Below are 16,353 nucleotides of genomic sequence, written 5' to 3' on the forward strand. Positions count from 1 at the left end.
TTGCATGTTAAATATTGATAAAAGCACGGTGGATTTCCTGGTAACCGAAAACATGGTCAAGGAAGTTGAAAAAGTTCTCGAGAAAGACGTTCCTCGCGTGCATGCCATTGTGGATGAAATGCTTAAGCGCGGCGTGGATCGTATTTACTTTGTGGCCTGCGGCTCCCCGCTGAATGCGGCGCAGACGGCAAAACATCTGGCGGACCGCTTCTCCAGTTTGCAGGTCTACGCGCTTTCCGGCTGGGAGTTCTGCGATAACACCCCGCACCGCCTGGATTCGCGCTGCGCGGTGATTGGCGTCTCCGATTACGGCAAAACTGAAGAAGTGATTAAAGCCCTGGAGCTGGGCGCGGCCTGCGGCGCGCTGACCGCCGCCTTTACCAAATGCCCGGACAGCCCGATTACCCAGGCCGCCGAACATGTGGTGGCGTATGAAGCCGATTGCATCTGGGAAATCCATCTGCTGCTGTGCTACAGCGTGGTGCTGGAGATGATTACCCGCCTCGCGCCGCATACCGAAATCGGCAAAATCAAAAACGATCTGCGCAAACTGCCGCAGGCGCTCGGACATCTGGTACGCACCTGGGAAGATAAAGGGCGCCAGCTTGGCGAGCAGGCATCCCAGTGGCCGATGATTTATACCGTGTCCGCCGGTCCGCTGCGCCCGCTGGGTTATAAAGAGGGGATCGTGACGCTGATGGAATTTACCTGGACCCACGGCTCGGTGATTGAGAGCGGTGAATTCCGCCACGGCCCGCTGGAAATCGTTGAGCCGGGCGTGCCGTTCTTGTTCCTGCTCGGCAATGACGAAAGCCGTCACACCACCGAGCGCGCCATCCGCTTCGTGCGTGAGCGCACCGATAACGTCATCGTGATCGACTATGCCGAGATCTCCCAGGGGCTGCACCCGTGGCTCGCGCCGTTCCTGATGTTCGTACCGATGGAGTGGCTCTGCTACTACCTCTCTATTTACAAAGACCACAACCCGGATGATCGCCGTTATTACGGCGGCATCGTCGAGTATTAATTCCCTCGCCCGGCCTCCGTGCAGGCCGGGCATCGCAGCAAGGAGCAGAAAGATGAAAACGGGTATGTTTACCTGCGGGCATCAGCGTTTACCGCTGGAGCACGCGTTTCGCGACGCGCATGAATTAGGGTATGACGGGCTGGAACTGTGGGGCGGCCGGCCCCACGCTTATGCGCCGGATCTCAACGCGGGCGGCATTAAGCACGTCAAAGAGCTGGCGCGGGTGTATCAGATGCCGATTATCGGCTACACGCCGGAAACCAACGGTTATCCGTACAATATGATGCTGGGCGATGAGCGGATGCGCCGCGAAAGCCTGGATATGATTAAGCTCGGGATGGATATGGCGAAAGAGATGGATGCCGGCTTCACGCTGATTTCCGCCGCCCACGCAGGCTATCTCGCGACACCCGAGGCTATCTGGCAGCGGCTGGCTGATAATCTGCGCGAGCTTTGCGATCATGCGGAAAACATCGGCATGGATCTGCTGCTGGAGCCGCTGACGCCTTATGAATCCAACGTAGTATGCAACGCCAACGATGTGCTGCGCGCGCTGGCGCTGGTACCCTCGCCGCGCCTGTTCAGCATGATTGATATCTGCGCCCCGTTTGTCCAGGGTGAGCCGGTGATGAGCTATTTCGATAAGCTGGGCGACAAGCTGCGCCATCTGCATATTGTCGACAGCGACGGCGCCAGCGACAGCCACTACATACCGGGCGAGGGCAAAATGCCGCTGCGCGAGTTAATGCGCGATATTATCGACAGCGGGTATAACGGCTACTGCACCATTGAGCTGGTGACGATGTATATGAACGAGCCGCGGCTTTACGCCCGCCAGGCGCTGGCGCGCTTTCGCGAACTGCTCCCTCAGGAGGCGCAATGAAACGGCTGGCGACGGTAGGTGATAACTGCGTGGATATCTATCCCCAGTTGGGCAAAGCATTTTCCGGCGGCAACGCTGTTAACGTGGCGGTCTACAGCACGCGTTACGGGATGCAGCCCACCTGCGTCAGTTGGGTGGGAGAAGACGATTACGGCGCCATGTTGCGCCGCGATCTGGCGCAGCATGGCGTGGATATTTCCCATCTGCGGGTGATGCCCGGCGTAACGGCGCAAACCCAGGTGGAGCTGCGCAATAACGATCGCATTCTCGGCGACTATACCGAAGGCGTGATGGCGGATTTCCGCGTCGGCGAGCAAGAGCTGGCGTGGCTCCTGCAATTCGACATTATCCATTCCGCCATCTGGGGCCATGCGGAGTCCGCCTTCCCTGCGCTAAAAGCGGCAGGCAAAATCCTGTCGTTTGATTTTGCCGACAAATGGGAAAGCCCGCTGTGGCGCACGCTGCCGGAACATCTTGATTACGCTTTTGCCTCGGCAAATGAAGATAATCCGTGGCTGCGCGACCGGCTGCAAACCGTGGTGCAATGCGGTGCGGGGGTCGCTATCGCCACGCTTGGCGAAAACGGCAGCCTGGCGTGGGACGGCACACAGTTCTGGCCGATGCCGCCGCAGCGCGTGGAGGTGGTGGATACCATGGGGGCGGGAGATTCCTATATCGCCGGGTTCCTGTGCGCTATCGCTAACGGGTTGCCGCTGCAGGAGGCCATGAAACAAGGCACCGAGTGCGCCGCACGCACCATTGGCTATCATGGTGCCTGGTGAGGCCTGGCGTTGGCGTGACATTACACACGCCAACGCCTGTTACTGATCCAAAAACGCTCATATAATCAACCCCACTCCTCTTACAACTTCAGGGTCGATTCATGCCAGCTACGGAGCGCTACTCACATCAACTCCTTTACGCCACCGTGCGCCAACGCCTGCTTGATGATATCGCGCAGGGGGTTTACCGGGCGGGTCAACAGATCCCGACGGAAAGCGAGTTATGCACGCTCTATAACGTCAGCCGCATCACCATTCGTAAAGCGATCAGCGATCTGGTCAACGACGGCGTGCTACAGCGCTGGCAGGGTAAAGGCACGTTTGTGCAAAGTAAAAAGGTTGAAAACGCGCTCCTGACGGTAAGCGGATTCACCGATTTCGGCGTATCTCAGGGCAAGCCGACCCGGGAGGAGGTGATTGAACAGGAGCGCATCAGTGCCGATCCGTTCTGCGAAAGGTTGAATATCCCTGGCGGCAGCGAGATTTTTCGTCTGATGCGTGTCATGTATCTCGACGACGAGCCGCTGTTTATCGACAGCTCCTGGATCCCGCTGTCCCGCTACCCGGCGTTTGACGAAATTTATACCGCGGGCGCATCCACCTATAAGCTGTTCCAGGAAAAATTCGACACCCGTGTGGTGAGCGATAAAAAGACGATAGATATCTTTATGGCCACCAAAGCCGAGGCGCAGAGATTAAAGTGCGAACTGGGCGAACCGCTGTTTCGCATCAGTAAAATCGCCTTCGATCAGAACGCGAAGCCGGTGCATTACTCAGAGCTGTTCTGTCGCGCTAACCGCGTCAGTCTGACTATCGATAATCAGCGCCAGAAATAAAAAAGAGGGCCGAAGCCCTCTTATCATGTTGCGCAGCCAGGCTTACGGCTGGGCCACAAAACCAATCACTTCGTAAACGTGCTTCAGCGTTTCGCTGGCGCGGGCGCGGGCTTTCGCCGCGCCGTCTTTCATCACGCTCTGGAGAAAAGCTTCGTCGTTACGATAGCGATGGTAGCGCTCCTGTAGCTCGGTCAGCATGCCAGAAACCGCCTCCGCCACTTCGCCTTTCAAATGGCCATACATTTTGCCTTCGAAATGCTGCTCCAGTTCCGGAATACTTTTACCGGTCACGGCGGAAAGAATGTCCAGCAGGTTGGACACGCCCGCTTTGTTCGCCACGTCGTAGCGCACCACCGGCGGCTCGTCGGAATCGGTGACCGCGCGTTTGATTTTCTTCACCACCGACTTCGGATCTTCCAGCAGGCCAATCACGTTATTGCGGTTATCGTCAGACTTGGACATCTTTTTGGTCGGTTCAAGCAGCGACATCACGCGCGCGCCGGATTTCGGAATAAACGGCTCCGGTACTTTAAACACCTCGCCATACAGGGCGTTAAAGCGCTGAGCGATATCACGGCTCAGCTCCAGATGCTGTTTCTGGTCTTCACCCACCGGCACCTGGTTGGTTTGATACAGCAGAATATCCGCCGCCATCAGCACCGGGTAATCAAACAGGCCGGCATTGATGTTCTCCGCGTAACGCGAAGATTTATCTTTAAACTGGGTCATGCGGCTCAGTTCGCCGAAATAGGTGTAGCAGTTCAGCGCCCAGGCCAGCTGCGCGTGTTCCGGGACGTGCGACTGAACGAAGATGGTGCTTTTTTGCGGATCGATGCCGCAGGCCAGGTACAGGGCCAGGGTGTCCAGGGTGGCTTTGCGCAGCGCAGCCGGATCCTGACGAACGGTGATGGCGTGCTGATCGACGATGCAATAGATGCAGTGATAGTCGTCCTGCATGTTGACCCACTGACGGAGCGCACCCATGTAGTTGCCGATAGTCAGTTCACCTGAGGGCTGTGCGCCACTAAATACGATGGGCTTACTCATTTGTTAATTCCTGATTTTCACTGTGGGGGAGCCCAAGTGCGGGCAGAATGTCTTTGAAGTGATGGAACACCACGTCCGGGTTGCTCAGTTCAATCGCTTCGCCGTAGTTGTAACCGTAGGTCAGGCCGACGGAACGGCAGCCTGCGGCGGCCGCAGCCAGAATATCATTGCGCGAATCGCCGACAAACAGCAGTTCGCCTGGGGCCAGGCCTAATTTTTCCGCCACCAGCAGCAGCGGCTCCGGGTGCGGTTTTTTATTCTTCACATCATCGCCGCCGATCACCACGGTAAAATATTTAGCGATATCCAGCGCTTCCAGCAGCGGCGCAACGAACGGCGTCGGCTTGTTGGTGACCAGCGCCATGGGAATATCATTTTCCGCCAGTGCGCTCAGGGTCGCGGCCACGTCCGGGAACAGCGCGCTGCCTTCATCCACCGCATCCGCGTAGAAACGGTCAAACAGTTTGCGCAGCATACGCACGCGATCGGCGTGCGGAATATCCGCGTCTTCAACCGCCGGTTTGCCCGACGCCGCACGCTGGATATCACGCTCCTGGCGCGCCCAGGTCAGGGCGCGTTCCACCAGCACATCCGCGCCATTACCGATCCAGGTAATTACCCGCGCCTCACCGGCCTGGGGCAATTCCAGCGCATACAGCGCCATATCCACCGCCGTGGTCAGGCCCGGCGCGCTGTCGACCAGCGTACCGTCCAGGTCGAACGCCACGCCGCGAATATTGTTAAACTTATCCATGACTTACCTTTGCCAGTTCACGACGCATCTCGTCGATTACCGCTTTATAATCCGGGGCGTCGAACACCGCCGAGCCCGCAACAAACATATCCGCGCCTGCGGCGGCGATTTCACCGATGTTGGAGGCTTTTACGCCGCCGTCCACTTCGAGGCGAATGTCATAGCCCGAGGCGTCAATGCGTTGGCGCACTTCGCGCAGTTTATCCAGGGTGTGGGGAATAAAAGACTGGCCGCCGAATCCGGGGTTCACCGACATCAGCAGGATCACATCCAGCTTATCCATCACGTGATCGAGATAGCTGAGCGGGGTCGCCGGGTTAAACACCAGGCCCGCTTTACAGCCGTGCTCTTTGATCAATTGCAGAGAGCGATCGACGTGCTCGGAGGCTTCCGGATGGAATGTGATATAGCTGGCGCCCGCCGCGGCGAAATCAGGAATGATGCGGTCCACCGGTTTCACCATCAGATGCACATCGATGGGCGCGGTGATCCCGTATTTGCGCAGCGCCTTCAGCACCATCGGGCCGATGGTCAAATTCGGCACGTAATGGTTATCCATCACGTCGAAATGGACGACATCGGCACCGGCGGCCAACGCAGCGGCAGTATCCTCACCCAGACGGGCAAAATCGGCCGACAGAATCGAGGGGGCAATCAAAAACTGTTTCATCCGCTTCTCCATAAGTGTGTTGTGCGGCGGGCGAAACGGCTCAGGCGGAATAGAGCGCCAGCAGTTCGTCCACTTTTTTACGGGTGCCGCCATTGCTGCTAATGCTACGTCGTACTTTAACCTGAAAATGCTGCGCGGCTTTGTACCATTCCCGCGTATCAGGCGTGTCATGATTCGAAATTAACACCGGAATTCTTTTGCTAACCAGCTTTTCCGCCATCTCAGCCAGACGCGCCTGCTCGGCAGGGCTGAAGCTATTGGTGTGATAAGCGGTAAAGTTCGCCGTCTCTGAGAGTGGGGCGTAAGGCGGATCGCAGTAGACCACCGAGTTTACATCAGCCTGTTCCATACACGCTTCATACGAGAGGCAATGGAACTCCGCATTCTGAGCTTTTTGGGCAAAGTGATACAGCTCTTCCTGCGGGAAATAGGGCCGTTTATAACGGCCAAACGGGACGTTAAACTCGCCGCGTAAATTATACCGGCACAGGCCATTGTATCCGTGACGGTTGAGGTACAAAAACAGCAGCGCGCGCCGGAATGGGTCCTGGCTCTGATTAAATTCATTACGCAACTGGTAATAGACGTCGGACTGGTTTGCCTCCGGCGTAAACAGATCCCGCGACTGCTGCACATACTCTTCAGTTCGCGTCTTGACGATGTTGTACAGGCTAATCAGATCGCTGTTGATGTCTGCGAGAATATAACGCGAATAGTCGGTATTGAGGAAAACCGAACCTGCTCCGACAAAGGGTTCTATCAGACAGTCACCCTGTGGAAGGTGCTTTTTGATTTCATCGAGCAGGGGGTATTTCCCCCCAGCCCATTTTAGAAAAGCGCGTTTTTTTTTCATGCTGTGTGACTGCTTAGCCTTCTCCGTTTAAGGAGAAGGCACATAGAGCATCCTGCGCTTTAATCATTGCTTGAGATCGGCCTGAACCTGATGAATCGGTTTCGCCCATGGGTTTTTAGCCTGTACATCCGCCGGTAACGCCGACACGGCGCGTTTCGCGTCTTCTTTAGAGGCATAAACGCCGCTGACCAGCACATACCAGGGTTGACCGTTACGGGTGGTCTGATACACCACATAGTTTTTCAGGCTCTCTTTCTTCGCCCAGGCATTCAGGTTGTTGTAGTTCGAGGAACTGCTCAACTGAAGCGTGTAGTGGCTGGACGGCGCTGATTTCAGCGAACCGACGTTGCCCGTGGACGCGCCCGCGCTGGCAGCCGGCGCGGATGCGGTGGCGGTTGGCGCAGTGGCAGTCGCTTTCGGCGTAGTCGTGGTGGCAGCCGGCGCAGTGGCGGTGGCAGTCGGCGCTTTAACCGGCGTGCTGGTGTTCGCTGCTGGCGCGGTTTGCTTCACGGTCGCCGTCGGTTTGGTTTCGGTCGCTTTCGGCACCGCTGGCTGACGAGCCGGCGCGGTTTGCGTAGGCTGCGTTTTGCGCGGAGCGGGCTCAATGACGGCCTGTTTGCGTTCGGTACGCGTCGGCTGCGCTTCGCCGCTCGCAGCCTGCTGGCGGTTGGCATTATGCCCGCCCACAGCGGCCACGGTAGCCGGTTCAGTCGGCAGCGTAGAGTTGGTCACCGCCGCATCGATCTGGCCCTGCTGCGCGGTTAACGCGTTATTCAAATCGCCCTGTACTTCAACGCGCTGTTGGCCTTCAGGCGCCGCAGTGACCTGGCCCTGAGTCGGCGTAGAGGAAACCGGCGGCAAAGAGATATCCTGGCCGTTGGACGGGTTTTCAGCGGAGGTCGCGCCCGGCGCGGGCTGGGTGCCATTGGCCTGGTTAGCCGCGGCGTTGTCGCCGCCGTTGAGATTAATGCTCTTCTCGGCAGGTTGATTCTGCGCAGTGGTGGAGTCTGACGATGGCGCTTTAAGCGCAGAGCCAATGCCGATAATCAGCAGCAACAGCACCAGAATGCCGATGCCCATCATCATATGCTGACGGGAAACCGGGCCTTTGGCAGGCGCTTTTTTGCGTTTGCGCGGACGGCGTTCGACGTCAGCATCATCGGCTAACTCTTCTTCCGCCTCATACTCGGCCTCTTCGTCACGAGCACGGCGCGCGCGCGTCGGACGGCGATCGTCCGCGTCAAGATCGACGTCGTCGATATTCAGTTGCGGCTCGTTGTCGAACTCGGAAGATTTACGGGAACGACCAGTACGACGATCGCTGGGATCGGGTTTCAGCTCGTCTTCTGGTTTAAACTCATCCATTTCACACCCCACTAAAAGGCTTATGTCAGTACAACTGCCACGTCACCTGAATTAAACATCGCCTGATGGCGAAACACCTTTTTAATAGTTACGCTTGCTGACAATCCGCAATCGCGCTGAGCACCAGGTCGTGCGGCACGCCGCCGCGTACCTCACTTTTACCTATTGCCAGCGGCAATACCAGACGCAACTCGCCGGCCAATACTTTTTTATCGCGCATCATGTGCGGTAAATAAGCGGCAGGCGACATGCTCTGCGGGCCATTCACCGGCAAACCTGCTCGTTGCAGCAGCGTAATGATGCGTTGAATATCCTGTTCGCCAAACTGTCCTAACCGCTGGGCGGTACGTGCCGCCATCACCATACCGGCCGCGACGGCTTCGCCATGCAGCCAGTTACCGTAACCCATTTCCGCTTCGATGGCGTGGCCGAAGGTATGGCCCAGATTGAGTAAAGCACGTAAGCCGCTTTCACGCTCGTCTGCTGCCACAACTTCCGCTTTCAGCTCACAACAACGGCGAATACAGTACGCCATAGCCGTGGTGTCGAGCGCCATCACCGCATCCAGATTGGTTTCCAGCCAGTCAAAAAATTCCCCATCAAGAATGATGCCGTATTTGATGACTTCGGCCAGTCCGGAAGAGAGTTCGCGGGGCGGGAGGGTGTTTAAACAATCCAGATCGACGACCACCGACGCAGGCTGATAAAACGCGCCGATCATATTTTTGCCGAGCGGATGGTTAACGGCGGTTTTGCCGCCGACCGAGGAGTCGACTTGCGAAAGCAGCGTCGTCGGCACCTGGATAAAACGTACGCCGCGCTGATAACAGGCCGCAGCGAAACCGGTGAGATCGCCAATCACACCGCCGCCGAGCGCGACGAGCGTGGTATCCCGACCGTGGGGTTTCTCTAATAACGCACTGAAGACGGTTTCCAGCACGGCGAGGCTTTTATGCTGCTCGCCATCCGGAAGAATAACCTGATCGACTTTAACACCCGCCTGTTCGAGCACCTGACGGACTTTATCAAGGTACAGCGGGGCCAGCGTTTCGTTGGTGACCAACATCGTCTGGTCACCCGCTCGCAAAGGCCAAAAGGAAGCCGGCTCGTTGAATAAGCCGGCAGCGATGGTGATAGGGTAACTGCGTTCCCCGAGAGTGACTGTTAACTGCTCCATGACGCTCAACACCTTCTGTTGCTTGTACCCGCGGGCGAGTGTTTATTTAGCCAGAATCAGTTGTTTTCCAGCATATGAATAATCTGGTTTGCCACCACTTTCGCGCTTTGATCGTCAGTGCGAATGGTTACGTCGGCAATCTCTTCATACAGCGGATTACGTTCACCGGCCAGCGCTTCCAGAACTTCGCGAGGCGGGGTTTCAACCTGCAACAAAGGACGCTTTTTATCGCGCTGGGTACGAGCCAGTTGTTTTTCGATGGTTGTCTCAAGGTAAACCACGACGCCGCGAGCGGAGAGACGGTTACGGGTTTCGCGAGATTTTACAGAGCCGCCGCCGGTTGCCAGAACAATGCCTTGCTTCTCGGTGAGTTCATTGATGACTTTTTCTTCTCTGTCACGGAAGCCTTCTTCGCCTTCAACGTCGAAGACCCAACCTACATCAGCGCCGGTTCGTTTCTCAATCTCTTGATCAGAATCGTAAAATTCCATATTGAGCTGCTGAGCTAACTGACGCCCAATCGTGCTTTTGCCAGCACCCATCGGCCCAACCAGAAAGATATTGCGTTTCTCTGCCATTTTTTTGGTACTACTAAGACAATTCGTTGATGGTAAACCCGCCGCGCGACATGTTTGCGTTACGGATAATGAACTGAAACCTCTTTATGCGATAGTGCGAGAGTCAGACCAAAAATTATCTCAACACTCAAGGTGGTTTGGCAACCGATTAAATTACCGCGCCCGAAGAGCTGGAGGGAAAAACGCCATCGGGAGTACCGAAATGGACTGACACTCAAATCGGTACTCCTTGTATGCTAATTCGGGTCTGACGTCAAACGCCCGACCGAATAAAAACGTGAAATCGACAATAAAGGACGCTATGCCTTCGGTGCGATCAGCCGTGGCGTGATAAAGACCACCAGCTCCCGCCGTTCATCATCCTTCCCGTCATAGCTAAACAGGCCGCCTATCAGCGGGATATCGCCTAAAAACGGCACTGTATCCTTCCCGCCTTTACGCTTGCGCTGGAAGATGCCGCCGAGCGCGATGGTCTCGCCGTCTTTTATTTCTACCTGGGTTTCGATTTCCTGCTTATCGATGGCCATGACTTCGCCATCCGACTGCTTCAATACCTGCCCCGGCATATTCTGGCTGATGCGCAGTTTCATTTTGATCCTGCCGAAGGGTTGAATCGTCGGCGTCACCTCCATCCCTAATACCGCTTCTTTAAACTCGATCGAGGTGGCCCCGCTTTCGCCGCTGGAAACCTGATAGGGAATTTCGCTGCCCTGTTTGATGCTTGCAGGCTGCTGATGGGAAGCCAGCAGGCGCGGGCTGGCGATAATCTCCAGCTTATGTTTCTGCTCCAGCGCGGAAAGTTCAAGATCCAGCATGTTGCCGTTGATCCTCCCGACGTTAAAACCTATGCGCGTTGAAGCGTTCGGCACTGACAGATCCGCTGTTACGGCGCTGGGGCGATAAAGCCGCTCTTTGCCCTCGCCTTCCGCCGTACTCCATTTAACTCCAAGCTCGCGCAGGCTGGTTTGGTTGATCGTAACAATGTGCGCCGATAGCTCCACCTGGCCCACCGGGATATCCATGCTGGCAATCCAGCTTTCTATCTTTTTCAGCGCCGCGCTGTTGTCGTTAATCAGCAGTCGGTTAGTGCGCTTATCCGCCATCACACTGCCTTTGGGCCCCAGTAATTTGTCGCCCTGCGCCGTTATCGCCGCAGCCAGCTCCGCCGCATCGGCATAGCGCAGAGGCATCATGCGGGTGCTCAGCGGTTGGTTATTGAGCCGCTGCAAGCGGGCTTGTTCCTGCTCCTGCTGCTGACGTTGTTGCCACTCTGCCGGATAAACCCGCAGGATAGTGCCTTCTTTATGCCAGTGCAGTTGGCTGGTCTCTACCACGGTCTGAAAGGCCACCTGCCAGGGGACGTTCACCAGATGCAGCGTCACGTCACCCGAGACTTCAGGCGCAATAATCACGTTTTGCTTTTCTGTTTCCGCCAGCGCCTGCAAAACCTGGCGGACGGGCACGTCATCCACCACCAGAGAGATATTACTTGCTGGCGTTGCGGCCAGCGCGCTTAGCGGGAGCAACAGCAGTCCGGCTAATCTGTACATCCTTGTCATTGAATTTCTCCTTGCGTTGCCAGCGAGTCTCGCCGTTATCACACCCGGCAGGGATGGCGAGCACCACCGCGTCCACGGTGATCTCCTTAACCTGTAGCTCTGCCGATAAATTCTGCTCCGGGCTCACCCGCAGCCATTTACCTTGCGGGTCCTCAATTAACGCTTTGATTGCCGGGGCGTTGCCCACCGCGCCGTGAAAACGCCAGGCTTCCCACTGCGCGTATGGGCAGTGATTGACGGGCGGCTGAAAAGGATCGCGCGGCGCGGCATCCGCCGCCATGCAGAACAATAGCGAAAGCGTCGCGATGCTATTTCTCATGCGCCACCTCCAGCCACAGGGTCACGGTTAGCGCCCCTTCCCCTGCCGCCACGGAGAAACGTTTTAAACGCGCGTCGGTACGGGATAGCGCGTTAAACAGCTCCGGGACGGGTAGCCATTGGCTGCGTAACTCCAGCTCGGCAACTTCACCCTCCGGCTGCCATTTCATCAGCGTCACGCCGGGGAGTTTACCCATCGCCATGGCGGAGAAGCGCTCCGACGCCAGAGCCGGTAAATTGCGTTGCGCCGCATGAAGCTGCGTACCAAGCGCGCGCTTTTGTTGCTGTTGCGCTTTTATTGCCTGAAGACTGGCGGCCAGGCTGACGCGCTGCTGCTCCAGCGCCTGATAACCAGGTTGAATCACCCACAATCCGCCCAGCAAAATCAACAGCAGCATTGCCGCCGACCACGAGGCGACACGCAGCCTGGCATCCGCCGTAAGCCATTGCTCAAGGGATCGGCGCATCGTCAGGCTCCAGCGTTAATGACCAGTGAAAGCGCCAGTTGGCATCGCTATCGCGCGTGGTCGCCCCCTGATGAAGCACGCCCGCGCCTGGCAACATTTTTAGCGTCTCCGCCCACTGGCTTAACGCCTCTGTGGTTAAAGACTTGCCGGTGATGTCCAGCCGTCCGGCGTCAAAACCCAGCGTGGTAAACCAGACCGCATCCGGCAACTGCGCGGTGAGCTGTTCTAACCGCCGTGCCCAGCGCTGAAAAACGGCCTGATTGCCAAGCGTCGCCAGCCGCTGTTGATGAACCCCCGCCAGCTCGTCCAGCTGTTGGCGTTGCCGGGCATTGTCGCCGCGTAGCGCTTCCAGTTGTTGGGGCGACGGCTGTGCTAACCGCGCCTGCTCGATGTGATATTCGATATATCCACGCCACGCGCCACACAGCGCTGTAATTGTGATAATGCCCGCCAGAAACAGGCTGGCCCAAAATATCGCCCGCTGTTTCAACCGCTGGGCGCGCCAGGGCAGAAGATTGATTAGCCTGCTCATACCGGGTAACTCCCCATCGCCAGGCCGAGCGCTACGGCAAAGCGCCACTCGGCAGGCGCTTTTGGCGGATGCGCACGGGTCAGCCAGCGCCAGGGATCGCAAACGGCTACGCCGTCCTGCGGAACCTCGCTACAGCAAAGCCATTGCGAGAGAGGAAGAGTGAGCATCTGGGACAGGCTGCCAATGCCGCCTTCAGGCTGGCATCCCCAACGTTCCCGCGTCGCCCAGAGCCACTGTTCGCCATCCCAGGCAGCAATTCCCTGGATCTGCGGCGCGGCATAAGGGAAAAAGCTGCTCAACGCGCAGGCATCGGGCGTCAGCGCATAATCAGAAAACCCGGCACGCTCAACCAACGTCATCACCTCTCCCACTTCCTGACGGTGTGCGGCCGTTACGGAAAGCGTCTGGTGCGCCGGGTCGACATGGTAATCAGAAAACAGACTGTCCGGCGTCATCTGTAGCGCTTTGGCGGTCGCCGCCGTGGCATAGGTCTGGCATTCCGACTCGCAGAGTTGGCGAGGCAACGGCATGGTACGTTGCAACGTGCGTCTCGCCGGAAACGCGACGCGCAGATGATGCTGCGTCGGAAGCTCGGCGCGGAGTTTTTGCAGCGCCTCAATGAGTGGTGCGCTGCTGATCGTGACACCGTGGTTATCGGTGGCGGCGGCAAGGGAAAAATACCACCACTTTCTGAGCTGCCAGCCCTCCCGGCGGCGCTGCACCGCAACGGCCCTTACGCCATCGTCTTGAATATGAACGCCAATTTTCCAGATTCGACTCACCATCCTGCACTCCTTGCTGGCCCTGTTAATGAAAAGGACATATCAATGCTTCTGGCTTGCCTTTATACTACCGAGCTGTTGTTTATAAACTGCCCAATTGAAATCTGGTGAGAAATCCTCGGTGAAGTTCGTAAAGTATTTATTCATCCTTGCAGTGTGTTGCATCCTGCTGGGAGCAGGCTCGATTTATGGTTTGTACAAATATGTCGAGCCGCAACTACCTGACGTCGCGACGCTGAAAGACGTGCGTTTGCAAATACCTATGCAGGTTTACAGCGCGGATAATGAACTTATTGCGCAGTTTGGCGAGAAGCGCCGGATCCCGTTAACGCTTAATCAAATCCCACCGGAGCTGGTCAAAGCGATTATCGCCACGGAAGACAGCCGCTTTTATGAGCATCATGGTGTTGACCCGGTGGGGATTTTCCGCGCAGCCAGCGTGGCGGTGTTTTCAGGGCATGCCTCCCAGGGGGCCAGTACCATTACCCAGCAGCTGGCGCGTAACTTCTTCCTGAGCCCCGAGCGCAAATTGCTGCGTAAAATCAAAGAAGTGTTCCTCGCCATCCGCATTGAGCAGTTGCTTAACAAAGACGAAATTCTCGAGCTGTACCTCAACAAGATCTATCTCGGCTACCGCGCCTATGGCGTCGGCGCTGCGGCGCAGGTCTATTTTGGTAAAACCGTCGATCAGCTGACGCTCAGCGAAATCGCGGTGATCGCCGGTCTGCCGAAAGCGCCGTCGACCTATAACCCACTGTATTCACTGGATCGCGCGACTGCCCGTCGTAACGTGGTGCTGGCGCGCATGCTGAACGAAGGCTACATCACGCAGCAGCAGTACGACACGGCGCGTAGTGAAGCTATCGACGCCAACTATCACGCGCCGGAAATCGCCTTCTCTTCGCCTTATCTTGCGGAACTGGTGCGCCAGGAGATGGTGAGCCGCTACGGCGAAAAAGCCTACGAAGATGGCTACAAGGTTTACACCACCGTTAAACGCAAAGATCAGCAGGCGGCGCAGCAGGCGGTACGCGATAACGTTCTTGCCTATGATATGCGTCACGGCTACCGCGGCCCGGCTAACGTGCTGTGGAAAGTCGGCGAAGCTGCGTGGGATCAAAAGAAAATTATCGACTCACTGAAAGGCCTGCCGGGCTATGGCCCGCTGCGCGCCGCCGTGGTGACCCAGGCCAGCGCCGATGAAGCCACCGCGCTGATGGCCGACGGCTCCAGCGTGTCGCTGAAAATGGCGGGGGTACGCTGGGCGCGTCCGTACCGTTCCGATACCGCCCAGGGCCCAACGCCGCGCCGGGTCAGCGATGTGCTGCAGGCGGGCCAGCAAATCTGGGTTCGCCAGGTGGATGAAGAGTGGTGGCTGGCGCAGGTGCCGGACGTCAACTCCGCGCTGGTATCGCTCAACCCGCGCGACGGCGCGGTGCTGGCGCTGGTGGGCGGCTTCGACTTTAACCAGAGCAAGTTCAACCGCGCGACCCAGGCGCTGCGTCAGGTCGGCTCGAATATCAAACCTTTCCTCTACACTGCGGCGATGGATAAAGGCCTGACGCTGGCCAGCATCCTCAACGACGTGCCGATTTCACGCTGGGATGCGGGCGCTGGCTCTGACTGGCGTCCGAAAAACTCCCCGGCGGAATATGCCGGCCCGATTCGTTTGCGTCAGGGCTTAGGCCAGTCGAAAAACGTAGTGATGGTACGCGCCATGCGCGCCATGGGCGTGGACTACGCCGCAGAATACCTGCAACGCTTCGGTTTCCCGGCGCAGAATATTGTGCATACCGAATCGCTGGCGCTGGGTTCCGCTTCCTTTACGCCGATGCAGGTCGCGCGCGGCTATGCGGTAATGGCCAACGGCGGTTTCCTGGTGGACCCGTATTTCATTACCAAAATCGTCAATGAGCAGGGCGACAACATTTTTGAAGCCAAACCGAAAATCGCCTGCCCGGAGTGCGATCTGCCGGTAATTTATGGCGAAACACCGAAATCCAACGTGCTGGATAACAACAACGTGGAAGATGTCGCGGTGTCTCAGGAGCAGCAAAACGCCGCCGTGCCGATGCCGCAACTGGAGCAGGTCAACCGCGCGCTGGTGGCGCAAAGCCAGCCTCAGGAATATGCCCCACACGTGATTAATACCCCGCTGGCATTCCTGATGAAAAGCGCGCTGAACACCAACATCTTTGGCGAACCCGGCTGGCAAGGCACCGGCTGGCGTGCGGGCCGCGATCTCCAGCGTAAGGATATCGGCGGTAAAACTGGTACCACCAACAGTTCGAAGGATGCCTGGTTCTCCGGTTACGGTCCGGGCGTGGTGACCACAGTATGGATTGGTTTTGACGATCACCGCCGCGATTTAGGCCGTACCACCGCGTCCGGCGCGATCAAAGATCAGATCTCCGGTTATGAAGGCGGTGCGAAAAGCGCGCAGCCTGCCTGGGATGCCTTTATGAAATCCATTCTGGAAGGCGTGCCGGAAGAGCCGCTGACGCCGCCGCCGGGCATTATCAGCGTCAATATCGATCGTAGCACCGGTCAGTTGGCGAACGGCGGAAACAGTCGCGAAGAGTATTTCATTGAAGGGACGCAGCCGACACAGCATGCGGTTCATGAAGTGGGCACCACCCTTATCGACAACGGTGAAACCCACGAGCTGTTTTAAACGGTCGCGCTAAAAATTAAGGCCCTTTTCAGGGCCTTAATTATTTGTC

General features: G+C 57.3%; 17 protein-coding genes. 5 read left to right on the top strand and 12 right to left on the bottom strand.

Annotated elements, in window-relative coordinates:
- Positions 1–4 precede the first annotated feature (4 nt).
- The 4 genes from frlB (at position 5) to FHW74_RS10630 (ending at position 3,528) form a co-directional block, all read left to right on the top strand.
- The gene (gene frlB, locus FHW74_RS10615; protein WP_183170404.1) at positions 5–1,027 is read left to right on the top strand and encodes a fructoselysine 6-phosphate deglycase; all 1,023 of its coding nucleotides are present in this window, start codon (positions 5–7) and stop codon (positions 1,025–1,027) included.
- Between the two features lie 52 nt (positions 1,028–1,079).
- Entirely contained in the window at positions 1,080–1,910 is an 831-nt protein-coding gene (frlC, locus tag FHW74_RS10620; protein WP_183170405.1) for a fructoselysine 3-epimerase, read from the top strand.
- Positions 1,907–2,692 carry a fructoselysine 6-kinase gene (frlD, locus tag FHW74_RS10625; RefSeq protein ID WP_183170406.1) on the top strand — a complete coding sequence of 262 codons (786 nt, stop codon included), beginning with the start codon at positions 1,907–1,909 and terminating at the stop codon, positions 2,690–2,692. Before frlC ends, frlD begins: the two co-directional genes overlap by 4 nt.
- Positions 2,693–2,793: 101 nt before the next feature.
- Complete coding sequence (locus tag FHW74_RS10630; protein ID WP_144131621.1) at positions 2,794–3,528, top strand: GntR family transcriptional regulator; 735 nt, start codon at positions 2,794–2,796, stop codon at positions 3,526–3,528.
- A gap of 42 nt (positions 3,529–3,570) precedes the next feature.
- Here FHW74_RS10630 and trpS read toward each other — a convergent pair whose 3' ends face one another.
- The 12 genes from trpS to FHW74_RS10690 form a co-directional block, all read right to left on the bottom strand.
- The gene (gene trpS, locus FHW74_RS10635; RefSeq protein ID WP_183170407.1) at positions 3,571–4,575 is read right to left on the bottom strand and encodes a tryptophan--tRNA ligase; all 1,005 of its coding nucleotides are present in this window, start codon (positions 4,573–4,575) and stop codon (positions 3,571–3,573) included.
- Positions 4,568–5,329 carry a phosphoglycolate phosphatase gene (gene gph, locus FHW74_RS10640; RefSeq protein ID WP_183170408.1) on the bottom strand — a complete coding sequence of 254 codons (762 nt, stop codon included), beginning with the start codon at positions 5,327–5,329 and terminating at the stop codon, positions 4,568–4,570. Before gph ends, trpS begins: the two co-directional genes overlap by 8 nt.
- A complete protein-coding gene (gene rpe, locus FHW74_RS10645; protein WP_002436417.1) occupies positions 5,322–5,999 on the bottom strand; it encodes a ribulose-phosphate 3-epimerase in 678 nt (225 codons plus the stop codon). The genes gph and rpe overlap by 8 nt, the downstream gene beginning before the upstream one ends.
- A gap of 40 nt (positions 6,000–6,039) precedes the next feature.
- Positions 6,040–6,852: an adenine-specific DNA-methyltransferase gene (dam, locus tag FHW74_RS10650; protein ID WP_183170409.1), complete on the bottom strand. Its 813-nt coding sequence runs from the start codon at positions 6,850–6,852 to the stop codon at positions 6,040–6,042.
- Positions 6,853–6,915: 63 nt separating this feature from the next.
- On the bottom strand, positions 6,916–8,217 hold the full coding sequence (gene damX, locus FHW74_RS10655) for a cell division protein DamX (RefSeq protein ID WP_183170410.1): 1,302 nt from the start codon (positions 8,215–8,217) through the stop codon (positions 6,916–6,918).
- A gap of 88 nt (positions 8,218–8,305) precedes the next feature.
- Positions 8,306–9,394, bottom strand: a complete 1,089-nt coding sequence (gene aroB, locus FHW74_RS10660; RefSeq protein WP_183170411.1) for a 3-dehydroquinate synthase — start codon at positions 9,392–9,394, stop codon at positions 8,306–8,308.
- Positions 9,395–9,450: 56 nt separating this feature from the next.
- Complete coding sequence (gene aroK, locus FHW74_RS10665; RefSeq protein ID WP_002436422.1) at positions 9,451–9,972, bottom strand: shikimate kinase AroK; 522 nt, start codon at positions 9,970–9,972, stop codon at positions 9,451–9,453.
- A gap of 299 nt (positions 9,973–10,271) precedes the next feature.
- Positions 10,272–11,522, bottom strand: coding sequence for a DNA uptake porin HofQ (hofQ, locus tag FHW74_RS10670; RefSeq protein WP_370528013.1), 1,251 nt, complete (start codon positions 11,520–11,522; stop codon positions 10,272–10,274).
- A complete protein-coding gene (locus FHW74_RS10675) occupies positions 11,458–11,850 on the bottom strand; it encodes a HofP DNA utilization family protein (RefSeq protein ID WP_183170413.1) in 393 nt (130 codons plus the stop codon). Before FHW74_RS10675 ends, hofQ begins: the two co-directional genes overlap by 65 nt.
- The gene (locus FHW74_RS10680) at positions 11,840–12,316 is read right to left on the bottom strand and encodes a hypothetical protein (protein ID WP_183170414.1); all 477 of its coding nucleotides are present in this window, start codon (positions 12,314–12,316) and stop codon (positions 11,840–11,842) included. Before FHW74_RS10680 ends, FHW74_RS10675 begins: the two co-directional genes overlap by 11 nt.
- Positions 12,300–12,848: a PilN domain-containing protein gene (locus FHW74_RS10685; protein ID WP_183170415.1), complete on the bottom strand. Its 549-nt coding sequence runs from the start codon at positions 12,846–12,848 to the stop codon at positions 12,300–12,302. Before FHW74_RS10685 ends, FHW74_RS10680 begins: the two co-directional genes overlap by 17 nt.
- Positions 12,845–13,633 carry a pilus assembly protein gene (locus FHW74_RS10690; protein WP_183170416.1) on the bottom strand — a complete coding sequence of 263 codons (789 nt, stop codon included), beginning with the start codon at positions 13,631–13,633 and terminating at the stop codon, positions 12,845–12,847. The genes FHW74_RS10685 and FHW74_RS10690 overlap by 4 nt, the downstream gene beginning before the upstream one ends.
- 118 nt (positions 13,634–13,751) lie before the next feature.
- Here FHW74_RS10690 and mrcA point away from each other — a divergent pair, with 118 nt between their 5' ends.
- The gene (gene mrcA, locus FHW74_RS10695; RefSeq protein WP_183170417.1) at positions 13,752–16,304 is read left to right on the top strand and encodes a peptidoglycan glycosyltransferase/peptidoglycan DD-transpeptidase MrcA; all 2,553 of its coding nucleotides are present in this window, start codon (positions 13,752–13,754) and stop codon (positions 16,302–16,304) included.
- Positions 16,305–16,353 lie beyond the last annotated feature (49 nt).

It is taken from the genome of Atlantibacter sp. RC6 (assembly GCF_014193285.1).
Lineage (GTDB): Bacteria > Pseudomonadota > Gammaproteobacteria > Enterobacterales > Enterobacteriaceae > Atlantibacter.